The sequence below is a fragment of the Pseudomonas sp. LF-5 genome, from assembly GCF_037626295.1.
In the GTDB taxonomy this organism is placed as follows: Bacteria; Pseudomonadota; Gammaproteobacteria; order Pseudomonadales; family Pseudomonadaceae; genus Aquipseudomonas; species Aquipseudomonas monsensis.
Genome location: NZ_JARKMT010000002.1, coordinates 724,901 through 743,286, shown reverse-complemented (window position 1 = coordinate 743,286; position 18,386 = coordinate 724,901). Strand labels below are relative to the sequence as shown.

Genomic DNA, 18,386 nt, shown 5'->3' with positions numbered 1-18,386 from the left:
CGCTCCGTGAAATCAAACCCAAATTCGTGATGCGCGCCAGTATACGCAGGCTAACCGAGTAGTTCATCCTCGAACCTTAGCGGTGCTGGCGAGTCCAACCGGCACCTTGGCGAATGATGGCGTGATGATGCTGCGAGTTTTGATCTTGAGTCTTACCCTGATTACGGGCTTTGCCCACGCGACGGTCCTACAGCGCCCGGTAACTTTGGATACCGGCACAGGCGAGCTTTTCGGTTCGCTGCTGCTGCCAAAGTCCGACACGCCAGTGCCGGTTGTCCTGATTATTTCTGGCTCGGGTCCTACGGATCGTGACGGAAACAACTCCGATGGCGGACGCAATGACAGTCTCAAGCGACTGGCGTGGGTGCTGGCCAAACACAACATTGCCAGCGTGCGTTACGACAAGCGCGGCGTGGCCGCCAGCCTGGCGGCCACGCCGGATGAACGCAATCTGTCGGTTGAGGCCTACGTCAACGATGCCGTGGCCTGGAGCCAGAAGCTGAAAAGCGATCCGCGTTTCGGTCCGCTGATTCTGCTCGGTCACAGTGAAGGCGCCCTCATCGCCACCCTCGCCGCCCCGCGCGCCGACGCGGCTGCGCTGATTTCCCTGTCCGGCAGCGCCCGGCCGGTCAATCAGGTGATCCGCGAGCAGTTGGCCCGCAGCCTGCCGCCTCCGCTGATGCTGCGCAGCAATGAACTGCTCGACAGCCTCAAGGCCGGCCACACGGATGCCAACGTGCCGGCGCCGCTGCAGCCGATTTTTCGGCCAAGCGTGCAGCCGTACCTGATTTCGCTGTTCCGGCAGGACCCGGCGAAGGCTTTTGCGCAACTGAAGATGCCGGCACTGATCGTTCAGGGCAGCAACGACATGCAGGTCGGCGTGGGCGATGCCCTGGCGTTGAAAGTCGCCAAACCCGACGCCGAGCTGGCGGTGATCGACGGCATGAACCACGTGATGCGCATCGTCCCGGCGGATATGAAGCGGCAATTGGCCTCCTACAAGGATCCGAATTTGCCACTGGCGGCGGAGCTGGGCGGCAAACTGATCGAATTTATTGACGGACTTCGCACCCGTTAAGGGCTTTTTGCCCTCTAGTCCTGCTAAAAACGGCCGATAAGCCTTTGTCGCCAGCGTACTGGCTGGCGACAAGCAGCGCTTGGACAGGATCTCGCCGTTATGACTGATACCCCGACTTCACCCGACACCACCGCTGAAAAAGACACACCGCCAGCGGTCGAGCTGCCATGGGCGGACGTCAGCGTCGAGCACCACAAGATGCTCCGCCTGGCCCCGCTGCAGACTGACCGGCACACCGGCGGCCGGCCGTTGCGCTTTGTCGAATTCGGTTACGCCGAGCGCAACAGCAAAGAACACAGCCTGATGCGCATGGCAATCAAACTGCCAAGCCAGCGTGTGCGCAAAGAACAAAACCACCTCGACGTGTGGGTCAATCACACCACCAAGCGCGTGAGCTTCGGCCCGGACAGCGGCTTGCAGATCGAGCCGTTGAACCGCGGCATCGGCCGTTTCATGGCCGCGCAAGGCATCAATTGGGCGAAAAAACGCTGGCCCACCTACACCGTTGACGGCATGGACCTGAACAATAAGGACGCGCTGAACGAAGACACCCGCCTGCGTCGCGATCACTTCCTGCGCGTGCACGGTTTCGATGTGGTGTACGCCGATGCCCAGCATTTGAAAGGCAGCATCAAGGACGCGCAGGTTGGCGATTTGCTCGGTGACTGGAACAGCGAAAAGCTGCAGATCGTCGAGATTCTTGAAGCGGCGGCGATGTTGCAACAGGCCGAGCAGAACCTCGCCGAGCAGGAAGTGAAGCTGAAGAAGCAGGAAGAGAAAGTCAGCAAGTTCAAGCGTGAAGACGCTGGTCTGCGCTTCACCATTACTTGCCTGGTGGCGTTTGCGGTGTTTCAGGCGGGATTGTTGATCTGGATTGCTACACATCGGTAACAGGTCGAGACAGAGGCGTCCCCATCGCGGGCAAGCCACGCTCCCACAGGTTTTGCGTCGTACCCGAATATGGCGGTACACACAAAAACCTGTGGGAGTGGGCTTGCCCGCGATGCTTTTAAGGCTTAAACGCGGGAGGCGAACAGCGCTTGATGGTCGCGGCACTGCTCCGCCGTCAGCATGAACACGCCATGCCCGCCACGCTCGAATTCGAGCCAGGCGAAGTCGACTTCCGGATACAGCGCTTCAACGTGCACCTGGCTGTTGCCCACCTCAACGATCAGCAAGCCCTTCTCGGTCAAGTGATCCGCCGCCTGCGCGAGCATCCGTCGCACCAGGTTCAGACCGTCGTCACCGCAGGCCAGGCCCAGCTCCGGTTCGTGCTGATATTCGTCCGGCATGTCAGCGAAATCTTCCGCGTCAACGTACGGCGGGTTAGACACGATCAAGTCGAAGCGCTGCCCCGGCAGACCGTCAAAACCATCGCCCTGCACGGTGTACACGCGCTCGTCGACGCCGTGACGCTCGATGTTCTGATTGGCCACTTCCAGCGCTTCGAACGACAGATCCGCCAGTACCACTTCCGCGTTCTGGAACTCGTAGGCGCAAGCAATGCCGATGCAGCCGGAGCCGGTGCACAAGTCGAGAATCCGCGCAGGTTCGTTGCCGATCCACGGCGCAAAACGGTTTTCGATCAGCTCGCCAATCGGCGAACGCGGGATCAACACGCGCTCGTCAACGATGAACGACATGCCGCAGAACCACGCCTCACCGAGCAGGTAAGCCGTCGGGATGCGCTCCTCGATACGGCGCTTGAGCAGGCGTTGCAGGTTGACCAGTTCGTCGTCTTCCAGGGCGCAGTCGAGGTAGCTGTCGGCGATTTCCCATGGCAGGTGCAAAGCTCCCAGCACAAGCTGCCGGGCTTCATCCCAGGCATTGTCGGTGCCATGGCCAAAAAACAGATCCTCCCCATGGAAGCGGCTGACGGCCCAACGGATGTGGTCGCGCAGGGTACGAAGTCGGGAAGTGATCACGGGGCAGAACTCCAGAAAAAACGACTGGCGATTCTAGCAGCCAAAACGCGCCACGACGACGCAGGAAACACAGGTGGGCGACGGTAGGAGTTTTCTGATTTTTACATCAGCTATTGAACAGAACGTGTAACTTGACAACGCTGCAGGCCAGTAACGACGGCGCCTACGATGGTAGCGATTCACAGAACCGCTCAGCCAGAGGACAATGTCGCAAAAGCCCCACCCCAAGGAGCCCCAGAATGTCCGTTCCAAAAACGATGTTTCAACTCAGCGGCCGCGGTTACGCAGCGGCCACATTGAGCCATGCCACCGTGGTCATCATTGATGCCCAGAAAGAGTATCTCAGCGGCCCGCTGGCCCTGAGCGGCATGGACGCGGCCGTCGCGAACATCAAACAACTGGTCGCTGCGGCCCGTGCAGCCGGTCGGCCGATCGTGCACGTGCGTCATCTCGGCACCGTCGGTGGCCTGTTCGACCCGCAAGGCGAGCGCGGCGAATTCATCCCCGGCCTTGAGCCACAGGGTGACGAAACCATCATCGGCAAACTGTTGCCGAGCGCCTTCCACGGCACCGAACTGCTCGACCGCTTGCAGAACCTCGGCTCGCTGGACCTGATCGTCTGCGGTTTCATGAGCCACTCCAGCGTCAGCACCACCGTACGTGCGGCGAAGAACCTGGGCTTCCGCTGCACGCTGGTCGAAGACGCCTGCGCCACCCGTGACCTGCCGTTCAAGGGCCGCGTGCTCAGCGCCGCCGTGGTACAGGAAGCGGAAATGGCGATCATGGCTGATAACTTCGCCACCCTCGCGCTGACTCAAGACCTGATCTGATCTGCGCTGATGAGCGGCTCACGGCGCCGCTCATCCACAAAAGCCTCGCATTTGCTTCAATTGCCTTAGCCTCAGGAACAACCCGGTCAACTCCCGGTCGAAGGGCCGATACCCATTGAGGAAGGTCGGAATGAAGTTATCCGATGGATTTGACGCACGCCGCTTGCGGCCCAAAGGCCAAAGCAACTGGCGTTTTCGATTTGGCGCAGCGATCGCCGCCATTCTGGCGACGTTCGGTGTGCTGCTGGCGATGGCCGGTGTCGCCAGCCTGCTGGGGCGCCCACCGGCGCTCGGCGACTTGAATGCCACGCCGATGGGTTCGGCGATCATTCTGGCGGTCGGTTTGTTGTTCCTGTATTTCGGCGTGGCGCTGTGGCGTCGTTGCCGGCGTCGCGCCCGGCAATCGCGGGAACTGAACATGTCCCCGCACCTGATGAAAAAACACGACTGATCAATGGCCTGGCTTTTTGCCGGGCCGTTTTGTTTCGACTTGGGTAAACTGGCCGCCCTTCGCGGAGGCTGACATGCAAGACGACGATTTTTCCCTGTTCAAAAGTGCGATCCAAGGCGTCAAGCCGATCAAGCACGACCGCGCCGACACCGGCAAACCCAAGGCTGACCGCGCCCAGATCGCCAAGCTGCGCCAGTCCGCCACCGTGCGCACCGACACCACTACCGTGGATGGCCTGTCCGATCAGTTCGTGATCGACGTCGGTCCTGAAGACGAGTTGATGTGGGCCCGCGACGGGGTGCAGGAAAGCCAGATGCGCAAGCTCAAGATCGGCCAGATCCCGTTCGAAGGCAGCCTCGACCTGCACGGCATGAACGTGGAAAAGGCCCGGGAAACCCTCTGGGCGTTTCTGGCAGAAGCGACAAAATTCGAAATCCGCTGCGTGCGCGTCACCCACGGCAAGGCTGTGCGGCTGGACGGCAAGCGACCGATGATCAAAAGCCACGTCAATACCTGGTTGCGTCAGCACGCGCAGGTCCTGGGTTTCTGCTCGTGTCAGGCCAGACATGGCGGTGCCGGCGCGGTATATGTGATGCTCAAACGCACCATGATGGAAGGCCGCGACGAATAATCCCGTCACACCGAACTTGCAGGGTTGTGTCCGCCACCGTACCCTTGCCCTTTGCGAAAATCCCCACAGGTAGTTTCATGTCCCTGGAACAGAATTACACCGCGATTCTCGGCCAACTGGGCGAGGACGTGTCCCGCGAGGGCCTGCTCGACACGCCAAAGCGTGCCGCCAAAGCCATGCAGTACCTCTGCCGCGGTTATGAACAGACGCTCGAAGAGGTCACCAACGGTGCCCTGTTCAGCTCCGACAACAGCGAAATGGTGCTGGTCAAGGACATCGAGCTGTACTCGTTGTGCGAACACCACCTGCTGCCGTTCATCGGCAAGGCCCACGTCGCGTACATCCCGAGCGGCAAAGTGCTGGGCCTGTCGAAGGTCGCGCGAATCGTCGACATGTACGCCCGCCGCCTGCAGATCCAGGAAAACCTCAGCCGCCAGATCGCCGATGCGGTGATGCAAGTCACCGGCGCGCTGGGCGTTGCCGTGGTGATCGAGGCCAAGCACATGTGCATGATGATGCGCGGTGTCGAGAAGCAGAATTCGTCGATGATCACTTCGGTGATGCTCGGCGAGTTCCGTGAAAACGCGGCGACCCGCAGCGAGTTCCTCAGCCTGATCAAGTAATCGGCGACACAAAAAAACCGGCGTTGATCGCCGGTTTTTTTCGTCCGTGAAAAATCGGGTAAGCTGCGCGCCTTTCTCCATTTACACCGTGAGGCTTTCAACGTGTTCGTAAAAGCGCTTCGTGTCGGCCTTGGCCAACTGATCATCTTCATCGACTTCATCACCCGCCCAGGCAAGAAACAGCGCCCGGCCGAAACTCAGGCCCAGGTCAACGTTGCTGCAAAAGGCCTGACCCTGTATCAGTTCCACGCCTGCCCGTTCTGCGTGAAGACCCGCCGCACCCTGCGTCGCCTGAATGTACCGGTGGCGCTGAAGGATGCGAAGAACAACGCACAGGATCGCCAGACGCTGCTGGACCAAGGCGGCAAGATCAAGGTGCCGTGCCTGCGCATTGAAGAGAATGGGCAGACCACCTGGATGTATGAATCCAAAGTGATCATTGATTATCTGGACAAGCGTTTCGCTGCAGTCTGATGGATTTGTGCCGGGGCTGCTCGCGAAGAGGCCCGACCCGTCACCATAAAGTCCAGACAACAATAAACCGGCCCTCAAGCCGGTTTATTTGTTTTTCACGCCGCTTTGTCTATCTGCGCCTGCCGCACCACCGCCGCCAACCGCTTCAGTCCTTCATCCAGCCGCGCCGGATCGATGTGGCTGAAATTCAGCCGCAGATGCCCAAGATTTTTATCGGGATCGGGAAAGAACGGTTCGCCCGGCATGAACGCCACGTCGTTGGCCAGCGCCTCGTTGAGCAAGGTGCGCGTATCCAGCGGTTGCTTGAGCGTCAGCCAGAAAAACAACCCGCCCTGCGGCATGTTCCAGTCCGCCAGGTCGGAAAAATGCGTTTCCAGCGCTGACTGAAAAGCATCGCGGCGCTGCCGATAGAAGCCGCGCAACTCACTCAAGTGCTGCTGATATTTCTCACTGCCAATCCACTGCAGCGCCTGCCATTGACCGATGCGATTGGTGTGCAGATCCGCCGATTGTTTGAGTTTCAGCAGGTGCGGGAACAGGTCCGGGCTGGCGATCAGGTAACCCACGCGCAACCCCGGCAGCAGGGTTTTCGACACGGTCCCGGTGTAGATCCAGCTGGCTTTTTGCAAACGTCCGGCAATCGGTTTGGCGCTGCCGCCATCGAAGGTCAGCTCACGATAGGGTTCGTCTTCAATCAGGGTCACGCCGAACTCATCGAGCAATGCCGCGACGGCGGCGCGTTTGGCTTCGCTGTAGCGCACGGCGGACGGGTTCTGGAAGGTCGGAATCAGATAGATGAATGCGGGCTGATGCTGTTCAAGGCGACTGCGCAACTGCACGAGATTCGGGCCATCGGATTCTTGCGCCACGGTCAGGCAATCGGCGCCGAACAACTGGAAGATCTGCAACGCCGCCAGGTAAGTCGGCGCTTCCAGCAAAATTTCGGTGCCTTTGTCGATGTAGAGCTTGGCGGCCAGATCCAGGGTTTGCTGGGAACCGCTGACCACCAGCACCTGACTCGCCTCACACGCCAGGCCGAGCGCCCTCGCCTCTGCCGCCAACGCCTCGCGCAACGCCGGCTCGCCTTCGCTCATGCCGTATTGGCCGAGCGACAGCGGCATGTCATCCCATTCGACCTTCGGCAGCATGGCTTCAGCCGGGAGGCCACCGGCGAACGACATCATTTCCGGACGCTGGGCAGCGGCGAGGATTTCGCGGATCAGAGAACTTTTAAGGCGCGAGACACGTTCGGAAAAAGCCATGGTGGTCACCGGTAGCGAGGCAGAGAAAAAATGAGTCAAACTAGTTGACTGAAACTACGACAGCTTGAGCGAGTACGTCAATATGCTTGACCTTAAAAATCCCGCTAGCCAGCAACAAGCGATGGAAGCGTTTTTCTTCGGCTATCAGGCCTTCACCGCCAAGGCCGATGAAATGCTCGAGCGTCGCGGCCTGTCGCGGGTGCATCAGCGCATCGTGTTTTTCATCGCGCGCTACCCGAATCTCAGTGTGAAGGAATTACTGGGATTGCTTGGAGTGAGTAAACAGGCGCTGAACATGCCGTTGCGTCAGTTGCAGGAAATGCATTTGGTGGACAGCGTGGCGTCCGAGACCGACAAGCGGAAACGTCTGCTGGCGTTGACCGCTGAAGGCGCCAGGTTCGAGCAGGCGTTGCGGCGTGAACAGGTGAAACTGCTCGAGCGGGTGTTTGCCGAGGCTGGGGAGGCGGCGGTGAATGGATGGTTGGCGGTGAATATGGCCCTTGGGAACACTCAGTCACATCTTGATTGACTGAACCGGCCTCATCGCTGGCAAGCCAGCTCCCACAAAGACAACGGCGTCCGCAGATAGGGAGAAACCCGCAAATCCTCTGGGAGCTGGCTTGCCAGCGATGGGGCACTTGAGGGCGATATATCCCTATCGCCTGATCTTTCGTAAACAAAACCAAAAACAATATTTGCTTTATTTGTACACAAAAGCATAATCCACAGCGTGCGAGTTCCTGACCGCATGGTCAACAAATTCGCGTATGCCTCAAAGGGCCGCTGCCACCCCTCATGGGTCCGGCCCTGGAAATAACAATAAAACTCTTGAGGAGTACTCGCTGTGGAAAGCCGCAAATCCGAAGCATCGACGTTGGAACTCTCACCGCCCTTACGCACCGGCGTGCTGGAGCGCATCTTCAAACTCAGCTTGCACGGCACCACGGTGAAGACCGAACTGATTGCCGGTCTGACAACCTTCATCACCATGGCTTACATCATCTTCGTCAACCCGAACATCATGGCCGATGCCGGGATCGATCACGGTGCCTCGTTCGTCGCCACCTGCATCGCCGCCGCGTTGGGCTGCCTGCTGATGGGCCTGTACGCCAACTGGCCGGTGGGTCTGGCCCCGGGCATGGGCCTCAATGCGTTCTTCACCTACACCGTGGTCGGCACCATGGGCTACAACTGGGAAACTGCGCTGGGTGCGGTGTTCGTCTCCGGCGTGCTGTTCATGATCCTGACCTTCTCGCGCATTCGCGAGTGGCTGCTCAACAGCATTCCAGTCAGCCTGCGCTTTGCGATGGGTGCCGGTGTCGGTCTGTTCCTCGGGCTGATCGGCCTGAAAACCGCAGGCATCGTCGTCGATAGCCCGGCCACTCTGATCAAGCTCGGCTCCCTGCGTGAACCCGGCCCGCTGCTGGCGGCGATCTGCTTCCTGATGATCGCGATCCTCAGCTATCACAAGGTCTTCGGCGCAATCCTCATCAGCATCATCACCGTGACCCTGGCCGGCTGGGGCCTGGGCATCGTGCACTACTCGGGCATCATGTCGGCTCCGCCGAGCCTGGCGCCGACCTTCATGGCGATGAACATCGCAGGTGTGTTCAACGTCAGCATGATCAGCGTGGTCCTGGCCTTCCTCTTTGTGCACATGTTCGACACCGCCGGCACTCTGATGGGCGTCGCCCAGCGCGCCAATCTGGTCAACGCTGACGGGCGTATCGAAAACCTCTCCCGCGCCATGAAAGCCGACAGTGCCTCCAGCGTCTTCGGCGCCGTGGTCGGCGTACCTCCGGTCACAAGCTATGTGGAAAGTGCCGCCGGTGTAGCCGCTGGTGGTCGGACTGGTCTTACCGCCGTCACCGTAGGTGTGCTATTTATAGCGGCAATGTTTTTCGCACCGCTGGCCGGCATGATTCCCGCTTACGCCACCGCCGGCGCCTTGATCTACGTTGCGATGCTGATGATGGGTGGCATGGCCCACATCGAGTGGGACGAAGCCACCGATGCCATCCCGGCGATCGTCACCGCGATCATGATGCCGCTGACCTTCTCGGTCGCCGACGGCATCGCGCTGGGTTTCATCACCTACGTGGCGTTGAAGGCCGGTACCGGCAAGTACAAGGAGATTTCCGTCAGCCTGTGGGTGCTCTGCGCGATCTTCATCGCCAAGTTCATTTTCTTGTAAGCGTCACGCGGTTCACGCTTCAAATCAGCCTCACCCCACCGGGTGGGGCTTTTGCACATTCTTGAGTACAACAAAAAAGGAGCAAAGTGATGAGTCTGGAAACCTGGCTGCTGTTCAGCGGCGCTGCGCTGGTGGTGATCCTGATTCCGGGACCCCTGTCATTGCTGATGATCAGCAACAGTCTGAATTTCGGTTTGCGCCGTTCTTACCCGGCCTTTCTCGGCGGGGTCACCGCGTCGATCTGCCTGCTCAGCGCTTCGGCATTGGGCCTCGGCGCCCTGCTGCTGGCGTCGGAACAGCTGTTCAGTGCGCTGAAAATCGTTGGCGCCCTGTACCTGTTCTATCTCGCCTGGCAGAGCTGGCAGCAATCGCGCCAGCCCTCGGTCGGCGCCGAAGTGCCACAAGCGGCGCCTGTGCCGCGGTTTCGCGCATTGTTCGGGCGCGCATTCGTGCTCGGCGCAAGCAACCCGAAAGACATCCTGTTCTTCGCCGCCTTCCTGCCGCAGTTCCTCAGTGCCGAGCAACCGTTCCTGCCCCAGTTGCTGATCATGATCGCCACTTGGACCCTGCTGGATCTGCTTTGCAAACTGGCGTACGGCCTGGGTGCCCATGGCGCCGCGCGTTACCTGCGCAGCGGCAAAGGACAAAGCTGGTTCAACCGGATCAGCGCCGGACTGTTCGGCGGTGCCGGCACAGCCTCTTTGCTCAGCAGCCACTGACCGTTTGATATCCAGACAAGCCATCCCGACCGACGGGATGGCTTTTTTGTTTCTGCGACCACCCTCCATCCGGGCACTTGAAACACCCCGGTCGCCGCCACGTGCGCAATACATCGCAACAACCCGCCGATGTACATCAGCTCGAAAATCCCGCCACCATAACCTCGCTTCATTCACACCCATTTGCCAGAACAAGGATGTTCACAATGGCCGCTCTTATCCAGGATGCCTCGATACAAGTTGACGCTGTGGTCGTCACCGACATGGGCTTTCACGCCAACGCACGCACAGCTTCGACCCTCGACCTGAACCGTGCCCCCCAGTCGCAGGCAGGTACAAAGAACAAAAACCGCATCAGGCAATTGCATGTGGTCGACGATTTATTCGGTCCGCTGCACATCGGCTCCGCCTCAGTCACGCGCGCGTATCTTCACGCCCTGGGTGCGACGATTGACGGGCTGCCACTGAATGGCAGAAACACCCTCTTTCGAATTCCCGGACGCGCCTTCATCAACGCGTTGCAATTCAGTCCAGCCAAAATCGAAGCGCAGATAAAGTCCGCCACGGCGCTGAACAGTGACCGACTGTCGACCCTGCTGTTCGAGATCGCCAGCCAGCGTCCGCTCAGTGCACCGCCCATGATCAGGGAAGGCCGCGCCACCCGTCTCGATCGGGAGGGCCATTACCGCAAGCTCGCAAAACTTCTGGATTGCGCACAAAAACTGGACCTCAGCCACGCCCGCTTACCCCGGCACACGCCACGCTGGGTGGCGCGGGCCAAGACCTTTGGCGCCCTGGGTTCCAGTGTCGGCGTTCAGTCGTTCGGCATTTTCATGGGGCTGCGCGGGTTGGTCTCGGCGATAAAACTCAATGATCGCGCCGAGATCGCAATCAACACGGCCGGTCTGCTTTCAGAGGCTGGCTCCATCGCCGCCGACATCACCATCACCCAGATCGCGACGCAAATGATGAAGGCCGGACAAGCCGGTTACCGCGACTTCGCCAGAACCCGATTCGCCCTCCGGCTGAGCCGCTCCGGTGGTCTGATCGGCGGCGCGCTGACCCTGCCGTTCGATATCTACATGGCGGTCAGGGCGTTCAATTCGGCCAGCAACGCGACCGGGAAAGCGGCCATGGATCACTATGTGGAAGCCGGATTGAGCATCACCAGCGCTGCCATGACCGTGATCCTCGGTGCTGCGGCGATGGCCGGTTTTTCGTTTGCCGGTCCCGTGGGCCTCGCCGCCGGCCTGATGCTGGCGGTCGGCTCGCAGATTTATGGGGCGGTGCGGCTGGTGGATGACATTGATGACTACATCGAACTCAGCGACGAGGAGCGTTGGCGTACCGGCTGGTTCACCTTCTGCTTCATGAGTCCCGACGCAGAGGTCCAGGATCGCTACACCCTTGCCAAAGCGCGGGTCGAACACGCCAGGCAACTGAAGGCCACGGCCAGAAGACTGCTCGATGGCGAACTCAAGGACAGTACCGAAGCCATCGTCAACGGTGCCTGGGACGTGGAACTGAAACCGACCCGGGTGTGGACGCGTAACTGGTGGACCAAACAGGACGCCTGGGAAACCGTCAACGTTCCACAGATCAAGGACGGAGACGACACCCTCGACGCTCGCGCAGGCGTCACCGACAAGACGCCCGGCGCCGAACTGGGTACGGCGGGACAGCACAAGGGTGTCCTGTGGTTCATCGGTGACGGCCGGGATTCGATACAGGGCGTCGAAAAGAAGTCGAACGCCTTCCATTACAAGGCGGGTGTCAAAGACCTCACAGGCGGTGAAAAGGATGACCGCTTTGTCTTCGAGGGCGCCGCCAATCAGCTCAAGGACACCAGCGCGATAACCGCACCTTCGATACTGAAGGGCGGTGCAGGTGAAGACACGTTGTCACTGGGCGGCGCTCACCCGATACGGGCCAGAGGCGAAGCCGGCTACAGCGTCCATTTATCGGCGGGGACATTGCACACGATGAACCCGGACCCCGCTGACCCAGGCCGCAGAAAACGCGTTTTGCACAGTCGCCTGGACAGTATCGAAAACGTGGATACCGTGCCGTTCGGCGCAAGCCACGTCATCGGCTCCGACCAACGCAACATCATCAAGGCCCGCGGCAAGGATTCGATCAACGCAGGTGCCGGAAACGATCAGATCCATCTGTTGCACAAAGAGGTCGCAGCAAACGGCGGCGCTGGCACGGATGAGTATTTCATCGCCCATGAGGCGGCTCGCGTGTGCATCACGGAAGACGGGGAGGAGGAAAGTTTCATCGTCCTTAACTGGCGAATGGACCTGATCAAAAGCTGGTTCATCAAACGCAGTACGCTGGTGATCACTTCTGGCTTCGATTTTCATGATCAGGCCAAAAGCGTGGTCTTCATTCACGACGTCTACCGGAAAGTCGATAAGCAGTGGCGCTTGAAGAACAACAAACTGATCTTCATCACCCGAGATGGCTACCATCTGACCCCTGAGCTGCCGGAGACCGCCAGCGACGACACGTTCGTCGAAATCGAAATGGTCATTACCAAACCGGGCCAACCCGAGCGGCCGATTATTCTCTATGACGCCGAATGCATCATTCAACACCAGAACGACGCACGCTATTACCTCCCCAGAGTGCAGCAACACATTGCTTTCTATTCGGTAGAGCGCGCCAATGCGGTGACAAAACTCTATCTGGACTACTCCAGCAGCGAATTGACCAAAGCCGAAGCGAACTTCCTTGCAACACTCTCGGAAAAAGAGGTTCCTGACGTGATTGTCGGGTGCGACCTGACCTACCACTTCGGTCAGAACACACTGACCTTGAAGAGGTTCTCCCATGCTCGTGGTGGTCAGGACCCCATGAATGTCATCAAGATTCTGCGCACCATGGCCATTCGCAACCAGGCCAGATACGTGCTGATTTTCAACGACGGTGTCGCCCTCAACCCCCAACTCACCCCGGAAACCGACGCGGCACCGATCAATGCGCACTATAAGGTGCATGCCCACACGCACTGGACTACGCCCATGTCGTTGCCGCTGGAGTGGCGATCGGCGCGGTTTACCTTTGAATTGCCCGCCAACGAAGCCCATCACCTCGGCGCAAGAGACGCTTGCGCCAAACTCACCTCTTACCCTGAACAAACGGCCATGGAGCATCTGGTGGGACAAGGTTCTACCTACCTTGTCCACCTTGCCGCCGATACCACCCTCAAAATCAAAACCCCGGGCGCCCTGGCCAGCGCTCCTGTCAGGCTCCCCTTCGCTTCCACCTGGGAGTTCGATGCAACTGCCCTGGGAAATGCCCGGATAACCCTGCAAGACAATCAGCTGCGGATAGGCACGTGTACGGTTCATCTGCCGGAATATGAAAGCGATGACCTGATTGATCAGGTGCGGGTCATATCAGCCAATGGCCTCGTTCACACGATCGACCTTTCCTTCGACAGGGTGTATGTAGAGGGGCTCGATGCAAGATTCTTTGCAGTCCCGGATTCGGCAGTGCCCTTGCCCGAAGGGTTAAGCGCAGTAGCCGACAAACAACTCAGGGTCAGAAACATCGCGCCGCTCGATAACAGCGCCGGAACGCTGACCTACAGCTTCCCCTTGCAGGGCTGGTTGCTCGACTCCGCCCCCATCGAATACTCACAGTTAAAAATCACCCACCGCTGCAGCCATCAACTGCCCGCCAGGCCCGTGCCCCCCATCAATGTGCCCGCGGCATAACGCGTCCACCTCGCCGGTACGCCGGCGAGGTCCCGGAACCTGCGTAACCCCTCGCATCATTTGAATTCCGCGCAAGACACATATACCGCACGGCACCTCGCCTTTCTGCCGAACATCAACATTGCGCAAGCCACACAGGGTTACCGCGCTTTTTACAACTGCACATGATCAGAGAAAGAATGAATGGCCAAACCACCAAAATCCATTACCGGTGTGCGCCCGCACGATGCGCCCCCGCTGCAGCGGACGGCGCTCGACCCCTCCTCGAGCCGTCATCTGAACGCCGCAGGCTCCGACGCGATGATGCCGGGTCGCGATCCACTGCCGGGGCCCTCTTCCAGTGCGTCGGCGAGTCATATCGCGCCTTCGTCTTCGGTCACTGTCAGCACAACGCCTGACCCGATCGCTGCCATGCTGGAAAGCAACCTCAGAGCCATTTCCTTGCCGGCGGAGCAGGCTGACCGGTTGCGACCTTCTGCAACCGTTGACGGGCTCTACTCAGACCCGCTGGGGCAACGCTATGCTCGCCTGGAAGACGGCGTTTATTACCGGGCTGAATTGAAGGCCAATGGCGATGTCGAGATCCCCTGGCCCTCTGCGCCGGGCGTGTCGGCGCCGCTGTTGCGAAAGATCGAGGGGCAGCCACGCTGGCGCCTGGAAGCGGACTGGTACTCGCACCAGCCCGTCACTGCAACCTGGATCGCGTCTATCCCTGACTCCGCCCAGGCACATCCCCCGGTGTTCCTCGCTCCCCAGTTGAGCGCGCAGCTGACCAGTGCGCACGACACACTGGCCGGCGTGCGCTACGACAAACGCAAGAAAACCTATGTCGATATGGCGGAAGGAACGGTCATGGTCGCCAGGAACAGTGAAGGACACTTCCAGCAGACCTTCGCCAGCGAGCTGACACCTTCCGGATTCCTCGTGGAGCCAGTCCCCGGGACGACGCTTTGGCGACGCAAACCGCAAGGTGTTGCAGGCCGCCAAGAGCCCTCGTCGACAACAACCCGTCGCCTCAGCAGTGTCCCGGATGAACGTCAGTCAGGCACGGGCAAACGCCAGCGACGGGGTGAAACAGACGATATCCACCTTGCGTCTACGCCCCTTGCCAACGCTGACTGGCATTCGTGGGGACATGCCACAAAACCGCAATTGGGCGATTCCATCGAAATCGACGGCAGCCACTATGCGATTGTCGACCAGAACGGCCACCGCAGTGACGCACGGGTGTTTATCAAGCATCCGCAATTTTCCGCCAGCGATTTCAACGCCTTCGAACAGACACTGGGCAACACACCACACCTGCAACCTCGGAGCGCAGTGAAACACAAAGGCCCCGGGGCAGACGGTCCGATCGACACCTGGCGCGTCGACGACGGCCTGCCATTCAGACAAACCCTGGCCCGATACGTCAGCGATACGTTTCCCTATATCGGCGACCACTCGGCCAGCAGGATCGCCCATGCCATGTTCAATCGAGCCAATCACGCCGAAGCGCTCAATGGTTACGGGCTTAACGATCTGTCTGAAACCTTCCGGCATTGGGCGCAGAGGTCGACAAACCTGTCCGAGCAAAAGGCCAGCCGCCCGGATCTGGTCGATCCGTTGATGTTACTGCCCGCGCTTGCCAGAACCGGCGAGCGCTACATCCCCAAACCCTCCGTCTCCGGCGAGGGGCTTCAGCGGATCGACTTCGATCTCCAGCGCATTCCCCCGCAATGGCGCACCATCGGTGACTCGTATCACATAAGCGAACTGCGGGCGCTGTTCGAGCAGGTGCTGAGGCATCAGGGCTACCACGTCTCCCCTTCATTCCGGGCGGCACCGGCGCAACGGGATGCGCTGATAATTCAGCGTCAAGGCGTCGATCAGGTATTCATCATGCTGTTCCCGACCTTGATGCAGAGCCATTACCTGGAGTTCGCCAGCAGGACCTGGCTGCGCACCCGAGCCTTGACGAATAAACATGATCCCGCCGACAAGACACTGCTGAACAAGGCGCTCGCCGAAAACAACGTTATCTTCCTGATGGGCGACCTGGAACGGGAGCCGCATGGTCAATCGCGTCTTTTTATTTTCCGTCAGCAATAACCGTGCTGCCAGGCTGGAACCAGCGGCCTGGCGAGCCGCACAGGCCACTCATGCAGACGAAAAAAAGCCCGCAGTGTGAGCGGGCGAAAGACCAAAGAAGCTATATGCGCAGTCGCTTCCCGGTGGGGGCAGCTGCTTGGGGGTCAGCTGCCCCGGTATGTGGAATAGCTGTATGGCGAAATCAGCAATGGCACGTGGTAGTGATCCTGTTCGGCAGAAATGCCGAAACGCAGCACCACCACGTCCAGAAACGCCGGCTCCGGCAACTGCACGCCACGGGCGCGGTAGTAATCACCGGCGTGGAACTGCACCTGATAGACCCCGGTGCGGTAGTCATCGCCTTGCAGCAGCGGCGCATCGACCCGGCCATCGCTGTTGGTAATCGCACTGGCGACCAATTCCAGATGCGAACCTTCAACGCGGTACAGCTCGACCTTGATCGAACTGCCCGGGCAACCGTGTGCAGCGTCCAAAACGTGTGTTGTCAAACGTCCCATTGATTCTGCGCGCCTGCCTGCGTGGAAGCAGTCAGACTTCGCGCCTCCCGAAGTCAGTTGAAAAGGAGACCGCACCGATTCGGAGCACGAAACGCTGCGGCGAGCGATTGATTAAGACACTTTTAATAAAAATTGTACACAATAAAAACGACATTTTTTACTTCACCCCCGCCATTCGGGCGTTTACCTCTTATTGGCTGCTTAAGCGCCTGTCTATTGAACCTGCGATCCATTAGCTGACTGATCAGGCAGGTTTCTTGCAGGCTCACGCCCTTAACAGCAAAAGATGACAGTCGGTGAAAAATGCGAAAATTCAGGCTTACAAATTGAGAATAAAGTTGTATACAATCAGCCCATCGCTGTGACGCCAGCCTGCTTACTCACCGCCAGGCCGCCACACCCTCTGTCAACGAACAAGAAGGAAGACTGCAGTGAGCGCTGACTACCCACGCGACCTGATCGGTTACGGCAGTAACCCTCCTCACCCCCACTGGCCGGGCAATGCCCGCATCGCCCTGTCGTTCGTGCTCAATTACGAAGAAGGCGGCGAGCGCAACATCCTGCACGGCGACAAAGAATCCGAAGCGTTCCTCTCCGAGATGGTTGCCGCCCAGCCGCTGCAGGGCGCGCGCAACATGAGCATGGAATCGCTTTACGAGTATGGCAGCCGCGCCGGTGTCTGGCGGATCCTCAAACTGTTCAAGGAATTCGACATTCCGCTGACCATCTTCGCCGTGGCCATGGCCGCCCAGCGTCACCCGGACGTGATCCGTGCGATGGTCGAAGCCGGTCACGAGATCTGCAGCCACGGCTACCGCTGGATCGACTACCAGTACATGGACGAGGCGCAGGAACGCGAGCACATGCTCGAAGCAATCCGTATCCTCACCGAACTCACCGGCGAGCGTCCACTGGGCTGGTACACCGGCCGCACCGGCCCGAACACCCGTCGCCTGGTGATGGAAGAAGGCGGTTTCCTCTACGACTGCGACACCTACGACGACGACCTGCCTTACTGGGAACCGAACAACCCGACCGGCAAACCGCACCTGGTAATCCCGTACACCCTCGACACCAACGACATGCGCTTCACCCAGGTGCAGGGTTTCAACAAGGGCGACGATTTCTTCGAATACCTCAAAGACGCATTCGACGTGCTCTACGCCGAGGGCGCCGAAGCGCCGAAGATGCTTTCGATCGGTCTGCACTGCCGCCTGATCGGCCGTCCGGCGCGTCTGGCGTCGCTCAAGCGCTTCATCGAATACGCCAAAAGTCATGAACAGGTGTGGTTCAGCCGTCGCGTCGACATCGCACGCCACTGGCACGCAACCCACCCGTACCAAGGGGCCGCCAAATGAGCCGCTTTCAAACCCTGCAACCGTCGAGCCTGAGCCGCGACGCCTTCGTCAACGCCTTCGCCGACATCTACGAACATTCGCCATGGGTGGCCGAGAAGGCCTACGACCTGGGCGCGGACGCTTCGATCGACGAGATCGAAACCCTGCACCAGCGCATGAGCGACATCCTGTTGAGCGCCGATCACGCCAGCCAGCTTGCGCTGATCAACGCTCACCCGGACCTGGCCGGCAAAGCTGCCGTCCAGGGCCAGCTTACCGCGGCCAGTACTGAAGAACAGTCTGGCGCGGGGATTCACCAATGCACGGCCGAAGAGTTCCAGCGCTTCACCGAGCTGAACGACGCCTACAAGGCCAAGTTCAAGTTTCCCTTCATCATGGCGGTAAAAGGCAGCAACCGGCATCAGATCCTCGCGGCGTTCGAAACGCGCATTCACAACTCGGTCGACACCGAGTTCAAATGCGCGCTGGCGGAGATCAACAAGATTGCCCTGTTCCGTTTACTGACCCTATAGCGAGCCTGACCCGAGT

The 18,386-nt window shown here is 59.6% G+C and carries 17 protein-coding genes; 14 read left to right on the top strand and 3 right to left on the bottom strand.

All coding sequences use genetic code 11. The features are described from left to right. The first annotated feature begins 124 nt into the window (after nucleotides 1–124). Nucleotides 125–1,078 (top strand): alpha/beta hydrolase, encoded by a 954-nt coding sequence (locus PseuLF5_RS10635; RefSeq protein ID WP_340133456.1) that lies wholly within the window; start codon nucleotides 125–127, stop codon nucleotides 1,076–1,078. Nucleotides 1,079–1,177: 99 nt separating this feature from the next. After that, entirely contained in the window at nucleotides 1,178–1,969 is a 792-nt protein-coding gene (locus PseuLF5_RS10630) for a hypothetical protein (protein WP_123467383.1), read from the top strand. 125 nt (nucleotides 1,970–2,094) lie between these two features. On the opposite strand, the gene prmB is transcribed toward PseuLF5_RS10630, so the two are convergent. Then, complete coding sequence (gene prmB / locus PseuLF5_RS10625; protein WP_123467384.1) at nucleotides 2,095–3,003, bottom strand: 50S ribosomal protein L3 N(5)-glutamine methyltransferase; 909 nt, start codon at nucleotides 3,001–3,003, stop codon at nucleotides 2,095–2,097. Nucleotides 3,004–3,242: 239 nt separating this feature from the next. Here prmB and PseuLF5_RS10620 point away from each other — a divergent pair, with 239 nt between their 5' ends. The 5 genes from PseuLF5_RS10620 (at nucleotide 3,243) to PseuLF5_RS10600 (ending at nucleotide 6,012) form a co-directional block, all read left to right on the top strand. Beyond that, nucleotides 3,243–3,833: a cysteine hydrolase family protein gene (locus PseuLF5_RS10620; RefSeq protein ID WP_003223193.1), complete on the top strand. Its 591-nt coding sequence runs from the start codon at nucleotides 3,243–3,245 to the stop codon at nucleotides 3,831–3,833. A gap of 130 nt (nucleotides 3,834–3,963) precedes the next feature. Continuing rightward, on the top strand, nucleotides 3,964–4,284 hold the full coding sequence (locus PseuLF5_RS10615) for a hypothetical protein (RefSeq protein ID WP_340133454.1): 321 nt from the start codon (nucleotides 3,964–3,966) through the stop codon (nucleotides 4,282–4,284). A gap of 73 nt (nucleotides 4,285–4,357) precedes the next feature. Next, complete coding sequence (locus PseuLF5_RS10610; protein WP_123467386.1) at nucleotides 4,358–4,915, top strand: Smr/MutS family protein; 558 nt, start codon at nucleotides 4,358–4,360, stop codon at nucleotides 4,913–4,915. A 77-nt stretch (nucleotides 4,916–4,992) separates the two neighbouring features. Then, complete coding sequence (gene folE / locus PseuLF5_RS10605; protein ID WP_003442011.1) at nucleotides 4,993–5,538, top strand: GTP cyclohydrolase I FolE; 546 nt, start codon at nucleotides 4,993–4,995, stop codon at nucleotides 5,536–5,538. A 102-nt stretch (nucleotides 5,539–5,640) separates the two neighbouring features. Next, nucleotides 5,641–6,012, top strand: a complete 372-nt coding sequence (locus PseuLF5_RS10600; protein WP_123467388.1) for a glutathione S-transferase N-terminal domain-containing protein — start codon at nucleotides 5,641–5,643, stop codon at nucleotides 6,010–6,012. A gap of 95 nt (nucleotides 6,013–6,107) precedes the next feature. Here PseuLF5_RS10600 and PseuLF5_RS10595 read toward each other — a convergent pair whose 3' ends face one another. Beyond that, a complete protein-coding gene (locus PseuLF5_RS10595) occupies nucleotides 6,108–7,274 on the bottom strand; it encodes an aminotransferase-like domain-containing protein (protein ID WP_186747538.1) in 1,167 nt (388 codons plus the stop codon). An 82-nt stretch (nucleotides 7,275–7,356) separates the two neighbouring features. On the opposite strand from PseuLF5_RS10595, the gene PseuLF5_RS10590 reads away from it, so the two are divergent. The 5 genes from PseuLF5_RS10590 to PseuLF5_RS10570 all read left to right on the top strand — a co-directional run bounded on the left by PseuLF5_RS10590 (nucleotide 7,357) and on the right by PseuLF5_RS10570 (nucleotide 16,003). Further along, on the top strand, nucleotides 7,357–7,803 hold the full coding sequence (locus PseuLF5_RS10590) for a MarR family winged helix-turn-helix transcriptional regulator (protein ID WP_128616531.1): 447 nt from the start codon (nucleotides 7,357–7,359) through the stop codon (nucleotides 7,801–7,803). A 315-nt stretch (nucleotides 7,804–8,118) separates the two neighbouring features. Further along, complete coding sequence (locus tag PseuLF5_RS10585) at nucleotides 8,119–9,468, top strand: NCS2 family permease (RefSeq protein WP_340133451.1); 1,350 nt, start codon at nucleotides 8,119–8,121, stop codon at nucleotides 9,466–9,468. 89 nt (nucleotides 9,469–9,557) lie between these two features. Then, complete coding sequence (locus PseuLF5_RS10580; RefSeq protein ID WP_123467396.1) at nucleotides 9,558–10,187, top strand: LysE family translocator; 630 nt, start codon at nucleotides 9,558–9,560, stop codon at nucleotides 10,185–10,187. A gap of 206 nt (nucleotides 10,188–10,393) precedes the next feature. Next, entirely contained in the window at nucleotides 10,394–13,912 is a 3,519-nt protein-coding gene (locus tag PseuLF5_RS10575) for a calcium-binding protein (RefSeq protein WP_340133450.1), read from the top strand. Nucleotides 13,913–14,095: 183 nt separating this feature from the next. Then, nucleotides 14,096–16,003, top strand: a complete 1,908-nt coding sequence (locus tag PseuLF5_RS10570) for a hypothetical protein (RefSeq protein WP_340133449.1) — start codon at nucleotides 14,096–14,098, stop codon at nucleotides 16,001–16,003. 143 nt (nucleotides 16,004–16,146) lie between these two features. Here the strand turns inward: PseuLF5_RS10570 and uraH are convergent, their stop codons facing one another. Continuing rightward, nucleotides 16,147–16,500 (bottom strand): hydroxyisourate hydrolase, encoded by a 354-nt coding sequence (gene uraH, locus PseuLF5_RS10565; protein ID WP_003223171.1) that lies wholly within the window; start codon nucleotides 16,498–16,500, stop codon nucleotides 16,147–16,149. A gap of 431 nt (nucleotides 16,501–16,931) precedes the next feature. On the opposite strand from uraH, the gene puuE reads away from it, so the two are divergent. Further along, the gene (gene puuE, locus PseuLF5_RS10560) at nucleotides 16,932–17,858 is read left to right on the top strand and encodes an allantoinase PuuE (RefSeq protein WP_003223169.1); all 927 of its coding nucleotides are present in this window, start codon (nucleotides 16,932–16,934) and stop codon (nucleotides 17,856–17,858) included. Then, a complete protein-coding gene (uraD, locus tag PseuLF5_RS10555; RefSeq protein WP_186747529.1) occupies nucleotides 17,855–18,370 on the top strand; it encodes a 2-oxo-4-hydroxy-4-carboxy-5-ureidoimidazoline decarboxylase in 516 nt (171 codons plus the stop codon). Before puuE ends, uraD begins: the two co-directional genes overlap by 4 nt. Nucleotides 18,371–18,386: the final 16 nt, after the last annotated feature.

Coding starts and splice junctions, on each gene's coding strand:
- PseuLF5_RS10635 (WP_340133456.1), top strand. CDS start 125: ATGATGCTGCGAGTTTTGATCTTGAGTCTTACCCTGATTACGGGCTTT.
- PseuLF5_RS10630 (WP_123467383.1), top strand. CDS start 1,178: ATGACTGATACCCCGACTTCACCCGACACCACCGCTGAAAAAGACACA.
- PseuLF5_RS10620 (WP_003223193.1), top strand. CDS start 3,243: ATGTCCGTTCCAAAAACGATGTTTCAACTCAGCGGCCGCGGTTACGCA.
- PseuLF5_RS10615 (WP_340133454.1), top strand. CDS start 3,964: ATGAAGTTATCCGATGGATTTGACGCACGCCGCTTGCGGCCCAAAGGC.
- PseuLF5_RS10610 (WP_123467386.1), top strand. CDS start 4,358: ATGCAAGACGACGATTTTTCCCTGTTCAAAAGTGCGATCCAAGGCGTC.
- folE (WP_003442011.1), top strand. CDS start 4,993: ATGTCCCTGGAACAGAATTACACCGCGATTCTCGGCCAACTGGGCGAG.
- PseuLF5_RS10595 (WP_186747538.1), bottom strand. CDS start 7,274: ATGGCTTTTTCCGAACGTGTCTCGCGCCTTAAAAGTTCTCTGATCCGC.
- PseuLF5_RS10590 (WP_128616531.1), top strand. CDS start 7,357: ATGCTTGACCTTAAAAATCCCGCTAGCCAGCAACAAGCGATGGAAGCG.
- PseuLF5_RS10580 (WP_123467396.1), top strand. CDS start 9,558: ATGAGTCTGGAAACCTGGCTGCTGTTCAGCGGCGCTGCGCTGGTGGTG.
- PseuLF5_RS10575 (WP_340133450.1), top strand. CDS start 10,394: ATGGCCGCTCTTATCCAGGATGCCTCGATACAAGTTGACGCTGTGGTC.
- PseuLF5_RS10570 (WP_340133449.1), top strand. CDS start 14,096: ATGGCCAAACCACCAAAATCCATTACCGGTGTGCGCCCGCACGATGCG.
- uraH (WP_003223171.1), bottom strand. CDS start 16,500: ATGGGACGTTTGACAACACACGTTTTGGACGCTGCACACGGTTGCCCG.
- uraD (WP_186747529.1), top strand. CDS start 17,855: ATGAGCCGCTTTCAAACCCTGCAACCGTCGAGCCTGAGCCGCGACGCC.